Source organism: Microbulbifer jejuensis, from assembly GCF_047289955.1.
Lineage (GTDB): Bacteria > Pseudomonadota > Gammaproteobacteria > Pseudomonadales > Cellvibrionaceae > Microbulbifer.
In genome coordinates this window covers 120,427-138,507 of sequence record NZ_JBLBUB010000003.1, presented here as the reverse complement: position 1 = coordinate 138,507, position 18,081 = coordinate 120,427, and the positions used below count along the sequence as shown (strand labels likewise).

General features: G+C 55.5%; 16 protein-coding genes. 10 read left to right on the top strand and 6 right to left on the bottom strand.

Annotated features, from left to right (window positions below; genetic code table 11):
• Nucleotides 1-39: 39 nt before the first annotated feature.
• Nucleotides 40-738, top strand: coding sequence for a DNA/RNA nuclease SfsA (gene sfsA, locus ACL7TT_RS02970; protein ID WP_413393058.1), 699 nt, complete (start codon nt 40-42; stop codon nt 736-738).
• A gap of 18 nt (nt 739-756) precedes the next feature.
• Here sfsA and ACL7TT_RS02965 read toward each other — a convergent pair whose 3' ends face one another.
• The 4 genes from ACL7TT_RS02965 to ACL7TT_RS02950 all read right to left on the bottom strand — a co-directional run bounded on the left by ACL7TT_RS02965 (nt 757) and on the right by ACL7TT_RS02950 (nt 3,807).
• Nucleotides 757-1,101: a Rieske (2Fe-2S) protein gene (locus tag ACL7TT_RS02965; RefSeq protein WP_299943813.1), complete on the bottom strand. Its 345-nt coding sequence runs from the start codon at nt 1,099-1,101 to the stop codon at nt 757-759.
• 82 nt (nt 1,102-1,183) lie between these two features.
• Nucleotides 1,184-2,242 carry a S1C family serine protease gene (locus ACL7TT_RS02960; protein WP_413393056.1) on the bottom strand — a complete coding sequence of 353 codons (1,059 nt, stop codon included), beginning with the start codon at nt 2,240-2,242 and terminating at the stop codon, nt 1,184-1,186.
• A 193-nt stretch (nt 2,243-2,435) separates the two neighbouring features.
• Nucleotides 2,436-3,320 (bottom strand): protease HtpX, encoded by an 885-nt coding sequence (htpX, locus tag ACL7TT_RS02955; RefSeq protein ID WP_413393054.1) that lies wholly within the window; start codon nt 3,318-3,320, stop codon nt 2,436-2,438.
• A gap of 202 nt (nt 3,321-3,522) precedes the next feature.
• A complete protein-coding gene (locus ACL7TT_RS02950; RefSeq protein ID WP_299943804.1) occupies nt 3,523-3,807 on the bottom strand; it encodes a TfoX/Sxy family protein in 285 nt (94 codons plus the stop codon).
• 245 nt (nt 3,808-4,052) lie between these two features.
• Here ACL7TT_RS02950 and ACL7TT_RS02945 point away from each other — a divergent pair, with 245 nt between their 5' ends.
• The 3 genes from ACL7TT_RS02945 (at nt 4,053) to ACL7TT_RS02935 (ending at nt 6,257) form a co-directional block, all read left to right on the top strand.
• On the top strand, nt 4,053-4,769 hold the full coding sequence (locus ACL7TT_RS02945; protein ID WP_413393052.1) for a M15 family metallopeptidase: 717 nt from the start codon (nt 4,053-4,055) through the stop codon (nt 4,767-4,769).
• Nucleotides 4,770-4,898: 129 nt separating this feature from the next.
• Nucleotides 4,899-5,741 (top strand): serine O-acetyltransferase, encoded by an 843-nt coding sequence (gene cysE / locus ACL7TT_RS02940; protein WP_299943798.1) that lies wholly within the window; start codon nt 4,899-4,901, stop codon nt 5,739-5,741.
• A gap of 15 nt (nt 5,742-5,756) precedes the next feature.
• Nucleotides 5,757-6,257, top strand: a complete 501-nt coding sequence (locus ACL7TT_RS02935; RefSeq protein WP_299943795.1) for a hypothetical protein — start codon at nt 5,757-5,759, stop codon at nt 6,255-6,257.
• A gap of 115 nt (nt 6,258-6,372) precedes the next feature.
• Here ACL7TT_RS02935 and ppa read toward each other — a convergent pair whose 3' ends face one another.
• On the bottom strand, nt 6,373-6,906 hold the full coding sequence (gene ppa, locus ACL7TT_RS02930; RefSeq protein WP_299943792.1) for an inorganic diphosphatase: 534 nt from the start codon (nt 6,904-6,906) through the stop codon (nt 6,373-6,375).
• Nucleotides 6,907-7,066: 160 nt separating this feature from the next.
• Between ppa and ACL7TT_RS02925 the strand changes: the two genes are divergently transcribed.
• The 6 genes from ACL7TT_RS02925 to ACL7TT_RS02900 all read left to right on the top strand — a co-directional run bounded on the left by ACL7TT_RS02925 (nt 7,067) and on the right by ACL7TT_RS02900 (nt 17,310).
• Entirely contained in the window at nt 7,067-8,440 is a 1,374-nt protein-coding gene (locus ACL7TT_RS02925; protein WP_413393050.1) for a glutamine synthetase family protein, read from the top strand.
• Nucleotides 8,441-8,591: 151 nt separating this feature from the next.
• Nucleotides 8,592-9,980 (top strand): aldehyde dehydrogenase family protein, encoded by a 1,389-nt coding sequence (locus ACL7TT_RS02920; protein ID WP_413393048.1) that lies wholly within the window; start codon nt 8,592-8,594, stop codon nt 9,978-9,980.
• 307 nt (nt 9,981-10,287) lie between these two features.
• A complete protein-coding gene (locus ACL7TT_RS02915) occupies nt 10,288-11,472 on the top strand; it encodes an iron-containing alcohol dehydrogenase (protein ID WP_413393046.1) in 1,185 nt (394 codons plus the stop codon).
• 64 nt (nt 11,473-11,536) lie between these two features.
• Nucleotides 11,537-12,115, top strand: a complete 579-nt coding sequence (gene msrA, locus ACL7TT_RS02910) for a peptide-methionine (S)-S-oxide reductase MsrA (protein ID WP_413393044.1) — start codon at nt 11,537-11,539, stop codon at nt 12,113-12,115.
• Between the two features lie 326 nt (nt 12,116-12,441).
• Nucleotides 12,442-14,175, top strand: coding sequence for an SLC13 family permease (locus ACL7TT_RS02905; protein ID WP_413393042.1), 1,734 nt, complete (start codon nt 12,442-12,444; stop codon nt 14,173-14,175).
• 615 nt (nt 14,176-14,790) lie between these two features.
• Nucleotides 14,791-17,310, top strand: coding sequence for a TonB-dependent receptor plug domain-containing protein (locus tag ACL7TT_RS02900; protein WP_413393040.1), 2,520 nt, complete (start codon nt 14,791-14,793; stop codon nt 17,308-17,310).
• 245 nt (nt 17,311-17,555) lie between these two features.
• Here the strand turns inward: ACL7TT_RS02900 and ACL7TT_RS02895 are convergent, their stop codons facing one another.
• A complete protein-coding gene (locus ACL7TT_RS02895; protein ID WP_413393038.1) occupies nt 17,556-18,014 on the bottom strand; it encodes a hypothetical protein in 459 nt (152 codons plus the stop codon).
• Nucleotides 18,015-18,081: the final 67 nt, after the last annotated feature.

Here is an 18,081-nt window from a genome sequence, read left to right as displayed (position 1 = left end):
CTATTTTGCGGCGTTCAAAAGTACCAAAAGGCTTGGCCCGTGAAGTTTACCCCCCCGCTACAAAAGGCAACCCTGTTGCGTCGCTACAAGCGTTTCCTTGCCGATGTAGCGTCACCGGAGGGAGAGGTTTTCACCATTCACTGCCCAAATACCGGCTCCATGAAGAATTGCTGGATTGAGGGGGGCGTCTGCTGGTACTCGGATTCCGGCAACCCCAAGCGCAAGTATCGCCATACGCTGGAGATCAGCACCACGCCAGAGGGGGCACTGGCTGGGGTGAATACAGCACGCGCCAACGCGCTGGTGGAAGAGGCTATTCGCGCCGGCATCGTCAGCGAACTGCAAGGCTACGAGTCCCTGCGCAGAGAGGTGCGCTACGGCGAGGAGAACAGCCGGATTGATTTTCTCTTGTCCGGCTGTGACGGCGATTGTTATGTCGAGGTGAAAAATGTCACCCTGGCGGAGGCGCGCCGGGGTTTCTTTCCCGATGCAGTCAGCGCCCGGGGCGCCAAGCACTTGCGCGAGTTACAGAAGCTGGCCGGTAGCGGCGTGCGCGCGGTGCTTTTCTATTGCGTGCAGCACAATGGCATTGACAGTGTGGAGGTCGCGCGGGAAATTGATCCGGGCTATGCAGAGGCCCTCCATAGTGCAGTGTCCACAGGGGTACAAGTACTCGCCTACAAGGCGCGACTGAGTGCCGAGGAGATAGTTTTGGCGGAGAGGCTGCCGTTTGCCTGAGTGCCTCTCGGGGCTGCCTTACTCCGGCAGCAGGACATAGAGCCCGTCCTGGGCATACTCGACCGGTATGGGGGTCAGTGCATCGCCGCTACAGGGGCCGGCAATGCACTCACCGGTTTCAATCAGGAACAGGGCGCCGTGGGACGCACACTGGATCAGTGCGCCGTCTGGATCGAGAAACTGGTCTTCCTGCCAGTCGAGATTAATGCCTCTGTGCGGGCAGGTATTGCTGTAAACATAAATCTCACCTCCTTTCATCACCGCGAACACATTGTCAGTGCCGGTGGTATTGTCGCCGAGAGAGAAGCCCCTGGATTGCCCTTCGCTCAATGTATCGTAGCGGCACAGGAAGTATTTCTGCATAAATGTCCGACTCTTGGGGGTGGTTGTTCCTTGTGAAACGATTCGCCAATGGGAATTTCCTGCGCACAGGCTGTGTGTGCCGTTACTGGGGCGCGGCGAGTGTAATGGCGGTGTAGCGTATAATCCCATCGCGCATGATACCCAGGGTGACCTCATCCCCGGCGCGGTGTTTTTCCAGTGCGTTGAGCAGGTCGTCGTAACTGCGAATGGCTTGACGCTCCACTTCCACTATCACATCCCCCAGTTGCCAGCCGCCCTGGCGAGTGCGGTGGATACCGCGCAGGCCCGCTTTTTCCGCAGGCATCCCCGGCGCTGTTCGCAATATCGCCACACCCTCGAATCCGTAGCGGTTGCGCCATTGGTCGGGCGCGGACTCAATGCCGAGAATCGGGCGTACCAGGCGGCCGTGTTTGATCAGTTCCGGTACAATTTTCTTGACCGTATCTACCGGAATGGCGAAGCCGATACCCACGCTGGTGCCACTGGGGCTGTAGATGGCGGTGTTGACACCGATCAGACGGCCGAGGGAATCCAGCAGCGGGCCGCCGGAATTTCCCGGATTGATGGCGGCGTCGGTCTGAATCACGTTGCGGATGGTGCGGTTGTTGGCCGCCTCAATTTCGCGCCCCAGGGCGCTGACCACACCGGTTGTCAGGGTGGTATCGAGGCCAAAGGGATTGCCGATGGCGAGTACCTTGCGCCCCACCGACAGGTTGCTGGACGTACCTGCCACCAGTGGTTTCAACAGTGCTCTGGGGGCCTCGATCTCCAGTACGGCCAGGTCTTTTTCCGGCGTTGACCCCACCAGTTTTGCCGGCCATTCGCTGCGGTCCTGCAGGGTGATGGTCACCTTGCGCGCACCCTCGATCACATGGAAATTGGTGACCACGTGACCGTGTTCATCCCAGATAAAGCCGCTGCCGGCGCCTTTGGGCACTGTGTGCAGCCGCAGGGTTCTGCGATCGCGCACCAGGGTTTCATTGGTGACATACACCACCGAGGGGCTGGCGAAATTGAACACCTGCATGGTGTTGCGCTCGTCATCGGTGGCAAACTCCTGTACTTCCTCTGCAAACAGCACGGTAGCGGTACAGAGCAGTAGCGTGGAGAGAAGCGTTATTAGTGTGTTCAGCGGTGTCATGGATGGCAATGTTGCTTTGGAGTCGGGTTGGTAAGTTTACCGTGCCCGCGGCAGAGGCGGGAAGATACGGCTTATACAGTGCCTGCTCCCGCGGTTGCTTTGTCCTAACCGGTGGACCCTGTGGGCCAAAGCCTTGACAGGCACTGGGGGAGGGGATTGCCCCCAGGTGCCGGGTATGGCTTTTTACACGAGGCTATTTACGGAAGTTTTTCAGCGCGAGGATGCGATCGGTCAGGGGCGGGTGCGTGGCCATCAGCGCGCCCATATTGCCGAAGATACCGAAGGCCTTCATATTGCCTGGCAGCGGTTCCTCCTGGCCCCGCTCCGATTCCACCTTGAGGGTCTCCAGGGCGGCGATCATGGCGTTGGGGCTGGCCAGGGTGGCACCGGCATGATCCGCCCTGTATTCCCGGCGACGGCTGAACCAGGCCACAACCATCATGGCGAAAAAGCCGAATACAATATCCATCACGATGGAAGTGATAAAGTAGCCGATACCCAGGCCCTGTTCATTGCGCAGTATCACCCGGTCTACAAAGAAACCCACCAGGCGCGCAAAGAACATGACAAATGTATTCACCACCCCCTGGATCAGTGCCAGGGTCACCATATCGCCGTTGGCCACATGACCGATTTCGTGTCCGATCACAGCCCGCGCCTCTTCGCGCCCAAAGCGCTGTAACAGTCCGGCACTGACCGATACCAAAGCGTTGTTGCGGTTCCAGCCGGTGGCGAAGGCATTGGCCTGGGGCATGGGGAATATGCCCACATCCGGCATGCCGATACCGGCTTTGCGCGAGAGTTCCCGCACGGTTTCCACCAACCACTGCTCATCGGCGCTGCGCGGTTCCGTGATCACCTGGGTACGGGTACTCCTACGTGCGATGGTCTTGGAGAGCAACAGCGAAATAAAAGAGCCACCAAAGCCGAATAGGCCACACAGGAGCAGCAGGGCACTCAGGTTCAGGTCCACCCCGTTGGCCTGAAGGATGCCCCCGATACCGAAGATATTGAAAATAATGCCAACCAGGACCAAAACAGCCAAATTGGTCAGCAAGAATAGCCCAATGCGCAACATCGGCGCTCTCCTTCTAAGTTATCCAAGGGAAGTTTAGATAGCACCGGGTTGGGCGTATACCCACCGTGGGACAAACTGACCCGGGCCCCCTAAAATACACGCAACTCTACCCAGTTGCGCCAGCTTTTCAAGGGCACAATCCATTAGACCGAGGGTGGCCCACTGACTGACAGGGCGAATGGACTCTGGGCTGTCTGTTAAACTATTCGGGATTTTGCGTGGCGAGCAGCCGGTCAACTTCGCTGGTCAGTTGCTGCTTTAGGTTGGGGTCCAGGTCATTCCAGTGTACGTCCATCAGCGCGCCCTGCAGGGCGTAGAGCATGACTCTGGAAGCGTTGATACCGCGGTTGCGAATACTGATAAATGCCTCTACCGGACCTATGCGGTGCAGGTCGTCGTAGGAGCGGATACCGATAGAGTGCAGAATATTGACAGAGGCCAGGCCCAGGTTCTTCAGTTTCAGTAGTTCTGATTGGCTCGGATGCATTCAGTTTTCCCTACTAGGTTTAACGTCCAGGTAATGCGATTACTCCTTCAATCGCGCGACTGAACTTAACATAATTCAACGGTCCGCCAATAAACATTATTGCCGACGCACAGCGGGCAGCGTCTGTTGTACTCCCCGGCAAAGCCTGGCGGACCCGCATATTTCGGCACGCTCTTTGGTAAAGTAGGCAGCGGGGTGTGTTTACTTTAGCCCGCAATGCAAAAATTGGCTGCTACGGAACACTAATGTTAGACGTATCTCTTCGGCGTATCCTCTTCGGTCTCGGTGATACGCATGTCATCCTCGATCCCGAATCCGACCAGCTGCTGCACCCCGAGGCCCTGGTGGCTTTTCAGCGCCTGTGCAGGGATGCCCAGGATGCGGGTTTCGCCCCCAGGGTTGTCTCCGGTTTCCGCGACTTCAAGCGCCAGCGCATTATCTGGAACGGCAAAGCTCAGGGATTGCGGCCAGTACTCGACAGCCGTGGGGTAGCCTTGGAAATTTCCCGCCTGACGCCGCGGGATCTGGTATTTGCCATCCTGCGCTGGTCGGCACTGCCCGGTGCTTCCCGACACCACTGGGGTACGGATTTCGACGTTATCGATGCTGCTGCGGTACCCGAAGATTATCGCCCGCAACTGACACCGCAGGAAGCGGCCGGCGATGGTGTTTTTGGCCCCTTCCATCGATGGCTGGATGCGCGTATTGCCTCAGGCCGGAGTTACGGCCTGTTTCGCCCTTACGCCGAGGACAACGGCGGCATAGCCTCAGAGCGCTGGCATCTCAGCTATGCACCGCGCGCCTGGGAACTGCAACAACTACTCACGCTTGAGCGCTTGGATGAACAGCTGCGTCGCAGCAATCTGGCCCTGTGTGATACGGTGTGTGAGCAGCTCCTGGAAATCTATACGCGCTTTATATGGGTCCCGGATCACTGTTACCCCAAATTTTCGCAGCGTTGAGGATAGGGGTGTTTATCGTCTGATCCACCGGTTCTGACAACCGGGAGCGATGGTTGAAAGTGCCCACTATTCCTGCCAAGCTCCAAGCTGTGCTGGCAAAAGGCCCTGACATACTCTCTGTTACAGCCTATGGGACATCGTGGAATAGTGGATACAAAAGGCGAGAAGCTTATTATCGACAGCCAGACAAATCCTCGTGATGTGTGGGGCTCCATGCGCGCCGAGGCCGCTGTAGCGGCCAGTGGCGAGCCAATTCTGGCGAGCTATTTCCACAATACCATTTTGCGCCACCGGTCTCTCGAGCACGCCATTGCCGACCAGCTTGCCACTATCTTGAACCACAATGCCCTGACCGCCGCTTCCCTGCAGGAAGTGATTGCCGCAGCCCTGGAGAGCGATCCCGATATTGCCCGCTGCATGCTCGCTGATATTTGTGCCTGGTACGATCGGGACCCGGCTTGTAACCAGTACCTGATCCCCTTCCTTTACTTCAAGGGGTTTCACGCCCTGCAGTCGCACCGGATTGCCCACTGGCTCTGGCAGCAGGGGCGCACCACCCTGTCTCTGTATTTCCAGAGCCGGGTATCGGAGCAGCTCGCTGTGGATATCCACCCGGCGGCGACATTTGGCAGCGGTATTATGATTGACCACGCTTCCGGTCTGGTGGTGGGGGAAACCTGTGTGGTGGGGGACGACGTTTCCATACTGCACTCGGTCACGCTGGGCGGCAGTGGTCGCGGCTCTGGGGATCGCCACCCGAAAATCGGTCGCGGGGTGATGATCGGCGCGGGTGCCAAGGTGCTGGGGCCGGTACGGGTGGGGTCTGATGTTAAAATTGCCGCCGGCAGCCTGGTGTTGCAGGATGTACCGGATCACACCACGGTGGCGGGGGTACCGGCGCGCCAGGTTGGTGGCCGAACCGGGGATGCCCCTGCCTTTAGCATGGATCAGACCCTGGACCCAGATGCATAACAGAGAGATCAAAGGATGTCAGAACCCACCTATAGCCTGATCTTTCGCGGTGACCTGCTTGATGGATTTACCGCCAATGACGTAAAAGCCAATATGGCCCGCCTTTTCAAGATTCAGGCACAGTCTGTTGAAAATTTGTTTAGTGGGCGCCCGTTAATCTTAAAAAAAGGGCTCAGCCGCGGCCATGCCGAGCAGTTCCAGGTTACCCTTGGCAAAATCGGCGCGCAGGTGAGCATCAGAAATGAATGCAGCGGCGAAACTATCCAGGCTGTGCCCGCAACCAAGCCACAACCCGCTGACGGGCTGAACGCCTCCGCTGTGGTGGTGCCCAACTGGACGCTCGCACCAATGGAGGGGAATCTGATCAGGGATCAAGAGCGCAGGCAGGTGGTGCCGGTGCAGGTTTCTGTGGAGCATATCAGCCTGCGTGCGGCAGAGGGCTTCCTGCTCGATGAGATGGAGCGGGACCGGGGCGAGGTCGTGCCGGTGCAGGTTCCGCAGTGGGAGGTCAATTGAGTAATTCTGATGAGGCGCTCTTACCCTGGCGGGTTGCAAATCAATACCGGTCAGTGGCCGGTATTGATGTCTTTATCCCCGCGGTAGTTTGCCAGAGCAATCAGCAGCGGCGCGCTTAGCCTTCTTCCAGGTAGCGCTCGCGAGAGGCCAGCACTTCTCTGCGCGCGGCTTCCCCATCGGCCCAGCCTTCCACTTTCACCCACTTGCCGGGTTCCAGCGTCTTGTAGTTCTCAAAGTAGTGTTCGATCTGCTTGATCAGTAGCTCCGGCAGGTCGCCAATTTCCTGAACATGGTCGTACAGCTTGGTCAGTTTGCTGTGGGGTACGGCCAACAGTTTGGCGTCAACACCGGATTCGTCGGTCATATTCAGCACGCCGATCACGCGAGAGCGGATTACGGCGCCAACCATGACCGGATAGGGTGCGACCACCAGCACGTCCAGGGGATCTCCGTCTTCAGACAAAGTCTGGGGTATATAGCCGTAGTTGGCCGGGTAGAACATCGGAGTGGCCACAAAGCGGTCTACAAAAACTGCGTCGGAATCCTTGTCAACCTCGTATTTTATCGGGTCGTGGTTGGCAGGGATCTCAATGATTACGTTGATATCGTTGGGCAGGTCCACACCTGCGGGAATTTTGTCGAAGCTCATCGCTGGTCCTGACTGGATAAAAGGAAAACTTTTGAGCGCGGATTATATACGCTGGCCAACCAGGCGGAAAGCCGCGACCTTCTGGTAACGCTTTGGCGTCGAAGGCGTTTGGCGGGTCTATCCTGTAATGCATTGATAACAACAGCGGGGCAGAGCGGTCATGGTAAAAGCTCGGGAGGTTAAAACCGTACAAGAGGCCCGCGCTATTGTGGAGGAGCGCGGTCTCAGTCATGTTAAAGTGGGCCTTTTCGATATCGACGGGGTATTGCGCGGCAAGTATATGAGCCGCGACAAGTTTTTTTCCGCACTGGCTAAGGGCTTTTCATTTTGCGATGTGGTTCTGGGCTGGGACGTGAAGGACCAGCTCTACGATAACGTTCGTTACACCGGCTGGCATACGGGCTACCCGGATGCGCCAGTACGTATCCTGCCCCACAGTTGTCGCGATATTCCTTTCGAGGACACTATGCTGCTGTTTTTGGCCGAATTTGACGGTCGCGCCCAGGCAGTGTGTCCGCGCGCACTTCTGCGCCGTGTGGTGGAACGCTGCAAAGCCATGGGGTTTGCGCCTTTTGCGGCGCTGGAGTACGAGTTCTTCCTATTTGACGAAACGCCCGAATCGGTGCGCAGCAAGGGCTTTCGCAACCTCAAACCCTTCACTCCGGACTGGTTTGGCTATTCGGTACTGCGCAACTCGGTACACTCGGGGCTCTACCGGGAGATTCTCGACCTGGGTGAGCGTATGGATTTCCCGCTGGAAGGACTGCATACAGAGACGGGCCCTGGGGTTTTGGAAGCGGCCATCGCTGTGGATAGTGCCGAGGCGGCAGCAGACAAGGCCGCTCTCTTTAAAACCTTTATAAAGGTGCTAGCCCAGCGCATGGGCCTGATGGCGACTTTTATGTCCCGCTGGTCCAGCCACTATCCCGGACAGAGTGGCCATATTCATTTATCCCTGCGCGATAACGACAGCGGGGAATCCGCATTTGTCGACTCGCACCAGGCTCAGGGGATGAGCGAGACCATGTGCCAGTTCCTCGCCGGGCAGCAGCGCCTGATGCCGGAATTTCTGGCACTGCTCGCCCCCACAATAAACAGTTACCGTCGCCTGGTACCCGGTTTCTGGGCACCCACCGGTGCCAATTGGGGCGTGGAAAACCGCACCGCCGCCCTGCGCGCCATTCCGGGAAATAGCCAGTCCCAGCGTATTGAATACCGGCTGGGTGCCGCTGATGCCAACCCTTATCTGGCCCTGGCCGCTGCCCTGGGCTCCGGCCTTTACGGCATCATGCAGCAGTGGCAGCCCAGTGACCCCATTACTGGCAATGCCTATGCGCTGGCCCCGCAGGCCCAGCAGGCACTACCCAATACCCTATGGGATTCAGCGCAGAAACTGAAAAGTTCGCAGGCCGCGCGTGAGTTGTTCGGCTGCGATTTTATCGAACACTTTGCCGCAAGCCGGGAGTGGGAGGAGCGTGAGTACCGGCGTCATGTGAGTGACTGGGAACTGGACAGGTATTTCGAAATCATCTGACCCAAAATAGTTATATTTACCCTATATCCGGCGGTCAGCCCGGTTCCAGGTCAATGCCAAGCAGAAAAATTCCCGCCGACAGTGTTTGGGTGGTCATGCGCTGGTCAGGGGGGTCTATCACAGGACAAAATAAAAAAGGAACTTTTCAAGCATGCATTATCTGCAATGTATTTCACCGGTTGATAACAGTGTGTACCTGGAGCGGGCCCTGGCTGGCGAGGCGGAAATTCGTGTGGCCCTGGACAGGGCCGCGTCTGCCCAGCGGGCCTGGCGGCTGACACCAATAGTCGAACGTATTGCCGTGGTGCATCGGGCGGTGGAATTTTTCTGTGATCGCAAGAAGCGCCTTGGCGAGGAACTCTGCTGGATGATGGGACGCCCCATTCGTTACTCAGGGGGAGAGATTGACGGTTTTGCCAAACGCGCCTGCGCCATGGCAGATATTGCCGAAGCGGCTTTGGCAGATATCCCATTGCCGTTCAAGCCGGGTTTTTCCCGCTTTATCCGTCGCGACCCCCTGGGTATTTCCCTGGTAATTGCCCCCTGGAATTATCCCTATTTAACCGCGGTCAACGCGGTGGTGCCCTCACTACTGGCAGGCAATGCGGTTATCTTAAAGCACTCCGCACAAACCCCTCTCTGTGCCGAGCGTATGGTGGAGGCCTTTCGAGAGGCGGGGCTTCCCTACGGTGTCTTCCAATATCTGCATCTCGATCATCCCTGTACCCAGCGGCTGGCATGCGCCGGCGAAATCCAGCATATCGCCTTTACCGGCTCTGTAGATGGCGGTGTGGCTATAGAGCGCAGTGTGGCTGGCCGTTTTGTTCAGCTGGGTTTGGAGTTGGGTGGCAAGGATCCCGCTTATGTGCGCGCGGATGCCGATCTGCAGTCGGCGGTTGAGTCAATAGTGGATGGTGCTTACTTTAATTCCGGGCAGTCTTGCTGCGGAATTGAACGAGCCTATGTCCACGAGCAGCTATTCGACGAATTTGTCGAGTGTGCGGTCGCCATCATACGTCAATATCGTCTCGGGCGCCCGCAAGAACCACAGACCACGCTGGGGCCATTGGTGTGCGCAGCTGCAGCCGACAGGGTGCGGGTACAAATCGACGAGGCGGTGGCAGAGGGGGCTCTGGCGCACCTGCAAACTGGCGATTTCTCAATGGATCGGCGCGGCACTCAGTATATGGCACCGCAGTTACTCACCGGAGTGCGGCATAAAATGCGTGTCATGCGTGAGGAATCTTTTGGGCCGGTGCTGGGGGTGCAAAAAGTGCATGACGATGGCGAGGCGCTGGAACTGATGAACAACAGCCAGTTCGGTCTTTCTGCTGCGATATTCAGTCGCGATGAAGAGGCTGCCTTAATGATCGGAGATCACCTGGAAACAGGTACGGTTTTTCTGAATAGGTGTGACTATCTGGATCCGGAACTGGCCTGGAGCGGGGTAAAACAGTCGGGCAGGGGGTGTACTCTGTCCTGTATCGGTTTCGAGCAGTTGACTCGGCCCAAGTCTTTTCATTTTAAAATTGGCGAATAGGAAGGGCCGTTTTCTGTGAGATGGTAGGGTTGTGGGCGTATTGGAGCAGTTTTTTTGCCCTCCCTGAATCTGAAGGCTGGGGAATGTTGCTTAAGAACAGGACGTTATACACTCCAAGCAGTGGCTTTTTTTGTTCAGGGGGAAAGCAGTGAATCAGGTGTGCTTCCCCCCTGCCTTACTAGTAAGCAGGTTGAGCACGCATCTGACCTGACCCGATCGCTCAGGCCCAATGTGCCGGCAGGCAGTTGATTGCTATTGGGCAGTTATTTGCAAATTTTCAGGATCTGAGAAGCCGAGCGAGGGTGATGTGGATCAATACTGGGTAAAATGGAATTATCCCACTGCTATTTGGGTAGGGCCTGGCAGGGTGGCAGAACTTGCCAAGGCCTGTGCAGAACTTGGAGTAATGCACCCCCTGCTGGTCACTGACCCCATCCTCGCCGAGCTGCCCCTGATTGAGCGTGTACTCATTCCCTGCAGTGACAGTGGTCTGAGCCTTGAAATTTTCTCAGCGATCAAGGGCAACCCCAACAGCGATAATATTGAGTGTGGTGTTGAGCTGTTGCGGGAAAAGAAGTGCGATGGGGTGATAGCTTTTGGCGGTGGCTCCGCTATAGACGCCGGTAAAGCCATTGCCCTGATGGCCGGGCAGAGCCGACCGATTTGGGATTTCGAGGATGTTGGTGAAAACTACAGGCGTGTAGATACCAATGGCATGCTGCCGGTGATAGCGGTACCCACGACTGCGGGGACTGGCTCGGAAGTGGGGCGGGTGGCGGTCATCACCGATGAAAAGGCGCATATCAAACGCCTGATTTTTCATCCGGAACTCCTGCCGGATATTGTGATTCTGGATGCGGAGTTGACTCTGAGCCTGCCGCCCGGGATCACCGCGGCCACGGGAATGGATGCACTGTCCCATCATCTCGAGTCCTACTGTTCACCCATGTACCACCCCATGGCGGAGGGTATCGCTCTGGAGGGGATGCGCCTGGTCAAGGAATACCTGCCACGGGCCTATACGATTGGTACAGATTTGGCAGCGCGCCAGCAGATGCTGGTGGCCGCCAGTATGGGCGCTACCGCCTTCCAGCGCGGGTTGGGTGCGATCCATGCCCTGGCACATCCGCTCGGTGCCCTTCATGACAAACACCATGGTTTGCTCAACGCGGTGTTGATACCCTATGTACTGGTGGCCAATCGCCCGGCGATTGAGGCGCCTATGGCGCGTTTGGCGCGCTATCTGCAACTTGTCGGCAAGACGGCCTCTGCCAGTGGGTTTGAGTCAGTGCTTACCTGGATCCTCGGGTTGCGCAAACAGTTGGGGATTCCCCATAATCTCGCTGACATCGGCATAGATACCGTCAATGCCAATAAAATAGCTCAGATGGCCGCCGCAGATCCCTCCGCCACCAGCAATCCCATGTCGTTTGGTGCAGGGGAGTATCGCGAAATTTTTCTGCGCGCCTGCGCAGGCACTGTCAAACTGTAAGAGTTTCCTCCTCTGCATCGACAGAAGAGTATCGATCAACCGGACCTATCATCAGGATACAACTATGCGCGGTATCTTTGCCTTTTTCATGCTTCTGGCTGCCACGCTTGGCAGCGCCCAGGAATCCTCCAATATCCGCACCGCCGTCTTTGCCGGCGGTTGCTTCTGGTGTATGGAACCCCCCTACGACAAGGTCAATGGTGTACTTGAAACCACATCCGGCTACAGCGGTGGCCATGTGAAGAACCCGACCTACGAACAGGTCTCTGCGGGGGGTACCGGTCACGCCGAGGTGATACAGATAAAATATGATGCCAATAAAGTCAGTTATTCCGATTTGCTCACGATCTTTTGGCATAATATTGATCCTTTCGATGCCGGTGGCCAGTTCTGTGACCGGGGAGATCAGTACCGTAGTGAAATCTTTTACAGTAATGAGCAGGAAAGGGAGTTGGCGGAAGCGAGCAAGAAAAAGGTGGAGGCGGAGTTGGATAAAACAGTGGCGACCCAGATAAAACCGGCCAGTACCTTTTATCCCGCTGAGGCCTACCACCAGAACTACTACCAGCGCAATCCCCTGCGCTACAAGTATTACCGCTTCCGCTGTGGACGGGATCAGCGTTTGGAGGAAGTTTGGGGATAACGCACAGGTTGGATGTGGCGGTTATGCAGTTCGGTCCAACAAGCCTTAATGGGTTTACTCCCCTTGAGAAATCTGTGCAGCTGCGTGTAATGGTGTGTCTTTTATGCTTCCCCCTGGCCTGCCGCTGGCGGTGGAGGTCTCTGAGGGGGAAGCCAGCAAGGTGCTGGGTTGCCGGGTAGCAAAGAGCACAATAGCTTCTGGTCTTGGTGCCGATAGCGGGACTAGGGGCTTTGTATTCTCTTTCTCTGTCTGGTGAGAGGAGGTTCTTTCCTTCCGACCCGGGAATATTTATCCTTCACAAGGTATTTTGCCGAAAGTGAAGAACTATGACCCTGAGTGAATCTATTGTCGCTGGTATTTTTTTACTGGTCATTTTTTCCCTGATTTTTACCCGTATCCGCCCCTCTCAGGTGTTCGCTTCGGCTGCTGTTGTCTGTTTTCTGACCGGCCTGGTGCCCGCAGAATCCGTCCTGCAAAAGGCGGTAAATCCCGGCCTGGTCACCTTGGTAGTGCTTCTTCTAATCTCCCTAGGGCTGGAGAAAGCCCGTTGGCTACGCAGTATCTCAGATGGGTTGATTGGCGGTTCACTGAGAGGCAGTTTACTTAAGTTGACCAGCGCAACCGCCCTCAGTTCTGCGTTCTTAAATAACACCGCAGTAGTTGCCGCGCTGGCTTCCAGTGTCAAGGCGCAGAGACGCCACCCGCCCGCCAAACTGCTATTGCCACTCTCCTATGCGGCAATCCTCGGCGGTACACTGACACTGATTGGTACCTCCACAAACCTGATTGTGAACAGCTTTGTGCTGGACCGGGGCATGCCCGCGCTGGATTTCTTCGCTTTCCTGCCCGTAGGGGCTTGTGCAACCGTTATTGGACTTATCGTATTACTGATTGCCAATCGCTTGTTGTCCGAAGGGCCGGTCGATGAGGAGACGTTTGCACATTACCTGTTGGAGGCCGAAGTGGCTGCCAACTCTCCTCTGGATGGCCGCAGTGTTGAGCAAAACAAGTTGCGCCGGTTGGAGACGCTCTACCTGATTGAGATAGTGCGCGGCGGGCAGACGATCAGCCCGGTAGCACCTACAGAAGTGCTGCGCAACGGCGACAAGCTGATCTTCAGTGGGGATATTCGCGACCTCGAACGACTGAAGGATATAGAGGGCTTGCGCTTGTTCGCCTTTGAGGACGAGGCGCTGCATCTAGATTTGACCGAGGTGGTGCTCACCCCAGGTTCCAGTATTATCGGTGAGTCCTTGAAGAGTTGTCAGTTCCGCACACGATTCGATGCTGCGGTGGTGGCCATGCGCCGCGGTGGTGACCGCATTTCCGGAAAGCTTGGTGAAATTTCGCTCCAGGCAGGCGATGCGCTGCTTCTGGCGGTGGGGCAGGATTTCAAACATCACCGTAATATTGACAAGAACTTCTACGTAATCAGTGGCTCAGAGGTGCAGAGGCAGTTGTCCTGGCGGGACAGTTGGCTGCTCGGGGCAGGCTTCGCATTGGTGGTGGCAGGTGCGGCTTTGGGGGTGTTTTCCCTGCTGAAAGGGCTTGTGGTTTTACTGGGCTGCATGATTGGTCTAAATATAGTCTCCAGCTCTGAATTGCAGCGGAGATTTCCGTTCCAGATCTGGATTATTATTGCCAGTGCCCTGGTGTTGGCCGAAGCTTTTTCCGCGAGTGGTTTGGCAGATACTCTGGTAGGAGGAATGCGTGATACCCTTGAGGATGCAGGCCCCTCTGTGGGTTTGATCGCTATCTTTCTCTTGACGCTGTTGTTGACCGAGTTGATGACAAATAACGCTGCCGCAGCCTTGGTGTTTCCATTGGCATGGGGTCTTGCAGAGGGCTTTGGCGTTAGTTGGATGCCCTTTGTAATGGCAGTGGCCTATGGTGCGAGTGCCAGTTTTTTAACGCCATTCGGTTATCAGACCCATTTGATCGTGCAAAACCTCGGCGGTTACCATTTGCGGGATTTTATGCGCTCCGGATTGCCTTTAACGATTGCCTATAGCCTGACGGTATTAACACTTTTACCTCTGGTGTTTCCCTTCCACCATTGAGGTAATTTCCCTGCGAAAGTGTACGGAGTTCACGCTCTCATTGGGTGAGTGGACTGTATTTGTGAACGTTTGTTAAGCTGATAAATGAATACCTGCAATACAGGTTGGACGGCCTTCCTGTTGAAGGCTGTATTTTTGTTCGTGTCCTATCACTTTTTCTTTACGGGCTGTCCAGGTTTGTTTGACATTAGAGTCAAGCTTTCCGTGCTGTTCAATCGCTGTTTCTAATATGCCGCGTAATTTGTTGGGGTAATTATAGTTAGAGGATGCGTGCCAGACTGTGTCCGATGACGATATCTTCCTTTGCCGTACGCGCTTTAAAGGTTATTTGTGTGCAGGAGTGGTCAGGATATTTATATACAAACGCGAAAAGTAATTTGATAAGGGAGGGTTAGACGATAATTTTTTATTTGTGAGAGTTATCTTATAGCACGATGCTTTTAGAAGGGATCGTTTTTAGTAATTTGTTATTAAAGTGTTCTGGCTGCCAGTGCAATGATCCGTTAAAGTGGAATCTCTTCACTTGACGCTGATATGTGTGCAGCGTGTGTTGGAGTATGGCCAGGGAGTAGACTGGCGTCTAAGACAATTATAGAGAACTAACAGGGTAGTTATATGAAAGAAAATAAGAGGCGCCGGTTAACCGCCTGTGGCGCGCCATCACTGTTGGCAATATCCATTGCCGCATTGTCAAGTCCCGCTATTGCACAGGAAGCCCTTCTCGAGGAAGTCATTACCATCGGTACCCGCGTGGAAGGACGCTCTGCCATTGATTCCGCTGCGCCCATTGATATCGTATCCGGTGAGGCGTTTGTCAATCAGGGGGATGGGGATCTCAACAACCTGCTGCGCAATCTTGTGCCCTCTTACAACGTCAATACAATGCCGATTTCGGATGCGGCTTCCATTGTGCGCCCGGCAAACCTGCGTGGCTTGCCGTCGGATAGTACCCTGGTGCTGGTGAACGGTAAGCGCCGGCATCGCGCCGCTGTGATTTCCTTTCTCGGCAATGGTGTCTCCGATGGCGCTCAGGGGCCGGATATCTCCTCTATCCCTGCGATCGCCCTGAAGCAGGTTGAGGTGTTGCGCGATGGCGCCGCCGCCCAGTACGGCTCTGATGCGATCGCCGGGGTGATCAACTTTCAGCTGAAGGATGCGGCCGAGGGTGGCGCGGTGGAAGTGAAGCATGCAACCACCAACGCGGGGGATGGTGACCAGAGTATGGTGGCCGCGAATGTTGGTCTGCCATTGACCGGCGATGGTTTCGTGAATTTCAGCATGGAATATCGCGAACAGGATGCCACCAGTCGCAGTGTACAGCGTGATGACGCAGCGCAGCTGATTGAGAATGGTAATAGTTTTGTCGCCAGTCCGGCGCAAATCTGGGGCCAGCCGGAAGTGGAGGATGACACCAAGTTCTTTGTCAACAGTGCCATTGAACTGAGCGATGCCGTTGAGCTTTATGCTTTTGGTAACTATGCCAGCCGCTCTACCGACGGGGGGTTTTATTTCCGTAACCCTGAAACTCGCGAAGGGGTTTTTGCTACCAAGGTTTTACGAGATGAAGATGGAGATGGGGTTCCTGAAGAAATACTCGTGCCTTTAATAGGGGATCTCGATGCGAGTAATGGCATCGACGATTGCGCGGGCTTCACTGTTGCAGAGGCGCACGATAGTAATGAATGTTTCTCCTTTGTAGAAATGTTTCCCGGTGGATTTACCCCCCGTTTTGGCGGAGAGCTGGAGGATTACTCCATGGTCTTCGGCCTGCGCGGTGAGCTTGCCAATGGTATCGGCTACGATGTCAGTGCCAGCAGGGGCCATAACCGGGTGGATTTTAATATCTATAACACCGTGAATGCGTCGCTGGGGCCGGATTCGCCCACTGCGTTTAGCCCCGGTAGCTATGCTCAAAATGAAACGAATTTTAATATCGACCTGAGCAAGACGACCGAGTTCGCTGGCATGCCTCTGTATTTGGCCGGTGGTTTCGAGTGGCGCGAAGAGGAGTTCCAGGTAAAAATGGGCGATAGGGCCTCTTGGGAAGTGGGCCCGCTGACCGAGCAGGGTTTTCTGATCGGTTCCAACGGTTTCTCCGGGTTTGGGCCGGAAGTGGCCGGTGCTTTCGAGCGGGACAATATCGCGCTTTACTCTGATTCCGAATTGCAGGCCACCGATAACCTGCGCTTTGGCGCCGCCCTGCGCTGGGAGGATTTCTCTGATTTCGGCAGCACCTTTAACTTCAAGCTGTCAGGGCACTATGTTGTCAGTGATATGCTGGCGCTGCGTTCTACTCTCAGTACCGGTTTCCGCGCGCCAACGCCCGGCCAGTCCAATATCAGCAATGTGACGACAGCTTTTACGGATGGCAAGCTGCAAAACCTGGGCACCATTCCCCCCACAAACCCGATCGCGGTCCTCAAAGGCGGCAAGCAGTTACAGCCGGAGGAGTCCGGGAGCTTTACCCTGGGGGCGATTGTCGCGGCAGGTGACTGGGATGTTACCCTCGACTACTTCCTGATTGCGGTTAGTGATCGTCTTAGTCAGTCCGCAGAGCAAGAGCTCAGTGACGAAGAACGCGCCCAGTTGGTGGCGGAGGGCATCAGTGGAGCCGATTCTCTCAACTTTTTCCGTTTCTATACCAATGACTTTGATACCAAAACCCAGGGAATCGACTTGGTGGCCACTTATCCCTTGGGAGATGCTACCGATTTGAGTTTCGCCATGAACTGGAAGGATACCGAGGTTACGGATTTCAACCCGGAGACCATGGATGACAAGCGCATCAGGCAACTGGAAGATGGCCTGCCAAATCTGCGTGGTAATGCAACGATCACCCATGCTGGAGACGGCTGGCGTGGCCTGGTGCGCCTGAATTACTACGGCAGCTATTGGGAGGCGCATCTGGATGATAAAGACTTTCCCCTTACTGCTGGAGAGGAGTGGACGGTGGACCTTGAGGGGGCCTATGATTTCAGCGAATCCCTGTCTCTGATTGCCGGTGCCGAGAATTTGTTGAACAATTATCCCGATAAAAATCCCTGGGCGGGTGTGGCCGGTGCCGAGTACCCGGAAACCGCTCCCATGGGCTTTAACGGCGCACTCTATTATGTGCGCGCACAATGGGATTTCTAAGGCGTCGCAAGTCAGCCTCCCGGTAAATTGCTTTTGTAGGCTCAGCCAGTTCACTGGTTGAGCCTCCCAAGTTGAGGGGGCAAACGACGCGCTTTGATTACTCCGGCAATCAAACTGGTATTTCACAACTTGTTTGATTGCCGCTTTTGAAAAGTCCGCGCAAATGGGCGGGAATGCATGAATTCAAGCAAATTGCACCGGTCCTGAACCGGTGACGACATGTTTTTGTGTCGCGTTTCGGTGGGCTACATGTCCCACAGGGAGTTGGTGGCCATGGAGAGTGTGATGCGTTCCTTGTCTTGTATTTGCTTTAGATCCTCGAAGACTTCCTTCACCTCCATGGATTCTATCGCACCGTAAACGGCTTCGTAGAGACCGGAGAAATAGCGGTCCACTTCCCGCCCCATATTGTTGATTTCCCTGATGGTGGGGGGATCGCTCAAGGGCAGATGGCGAATAAAGTCCTGTGCGCTCTCTTCATGGGTGTATTGCAGCCAGGTCTGCATGACTTTTTGTTGCGCTACTGCGCCATAGTTGGAGAGGTTTCTCGCCATACGCTGTTCGTGTTCCAGCATATGTCTCAATAGAAGCCCCGTTCGGTAGTCCTCTGATTTATTCAGCAGATCCTGGTAGAATTCCGCCATATCCAGATGGAATTTTTCTGCGTCTTTTATAATCTCGAATGCCTGCTTGAAGGTTTTCATAAGCTTGCCCTTTGCTCGCTGGTGGCTTTTTATTGGGCAGGAAAAACAGGTCGTGTGCTTTTGCAGC

Bases quoted from the DNA above. Each gene is read 5' to 3' on its own strand.
- ACL7TT_RS02950 (WP_299943804.1), bottom strand. From the start codon at position 3,807: ATGCATCCGAGCCAATCAGAACTACTGAAACTGAAGAACCTGGGCCTG.
- htpX (WP_413393054.1), bottom strand. From the start codon at position 3,320: ATGTTGCGCATTGGGCTATTCTTGCTGACCAATTTGGCTGTTTTGGTC.
- ACL7TT_RS02965 (WP_299943813.1), bottom strand. From the start codon at position 1,101: ATGCAGAAATACTTCCTGTGCCGCTACGATACATTGAGCGAAGGGCAA.
- ACL7TT_RS02935 (WP_299943795.1), top strand. From the start codon at position 5,757: ATGTCAGAACCCACCTATAGCCTGATCTTTCGCGGTGACCTGCTTGAT.
- ACL7TT_RS02920 (WP_413393048.1), top strand. From the start codon at position 8,592: ATGCATTATCTGCAATGTATTTCACCGGTTGATAACAGTGTGTACCTG.
- ACL7TT_RS02960 (WP_413393056.1), bottom strand. From the start codon at position 2,242: ATGACACCGCTGAACACACTAATAACGCTTCTCTCCACGCTACTGCTC.
- cysE (WP_299943798.1), top strand. From the start codon at position 4,899: ATGGGACATCGTGGAATAGTGGATACAAAAGGCGAGAAGCTTATTATC.
- ppa (WP_299943792.1), bottom strand. From the start codon at position 6,906: ATGAGCTTCGACAAAATTCCCGCAGGTGTGGACCTGCCCAACGATATC.
- ACL7TT_RS02895 (WP_413393038.1), bottom strand. From the start codon at position 18,014: ATGAAAACCTTCAAGCAGGCATTCGAGATTATAAAAGACGCAGAAAAA.
- msrA (WP_413393044.1), top strand. From the start codon at position 11,537: ATGCGCGGTATCTTTGCCTTTTTCATGCTTCTGGCTGCCACGCTTGGC.
- ACL7TT_RS02900 (WP_413393040.1), top strand. From the start codon at position 14,791: ATGAAAGAAAATAAGAGGCGCCGGTTAACCGCCTGTGGCGCGCCATCA.
- ACL7TT_RS02905 (WP_413393042.1), top strand. From the start codon at position 12,442: ATGACCCTGAGTGAATCTATTGTCGCTGGTATTTTTTTACTGGTCATT.
- ACL7TT_RS02945 (WP_413393052.1), top strand. From the start codon at position 4,053: ATGTTAGACGTATCTCTTCGGCGTATCCTCTTCGGTCTCGGTGATACG.
- ACL7TT_RS02925 (WP_413393050.1), top strand. From the start codon at position 7,067: ATGGTAAAAGCTCGGGAGGTTAAAACCGTACAAGAGGCCCGCGCTATT.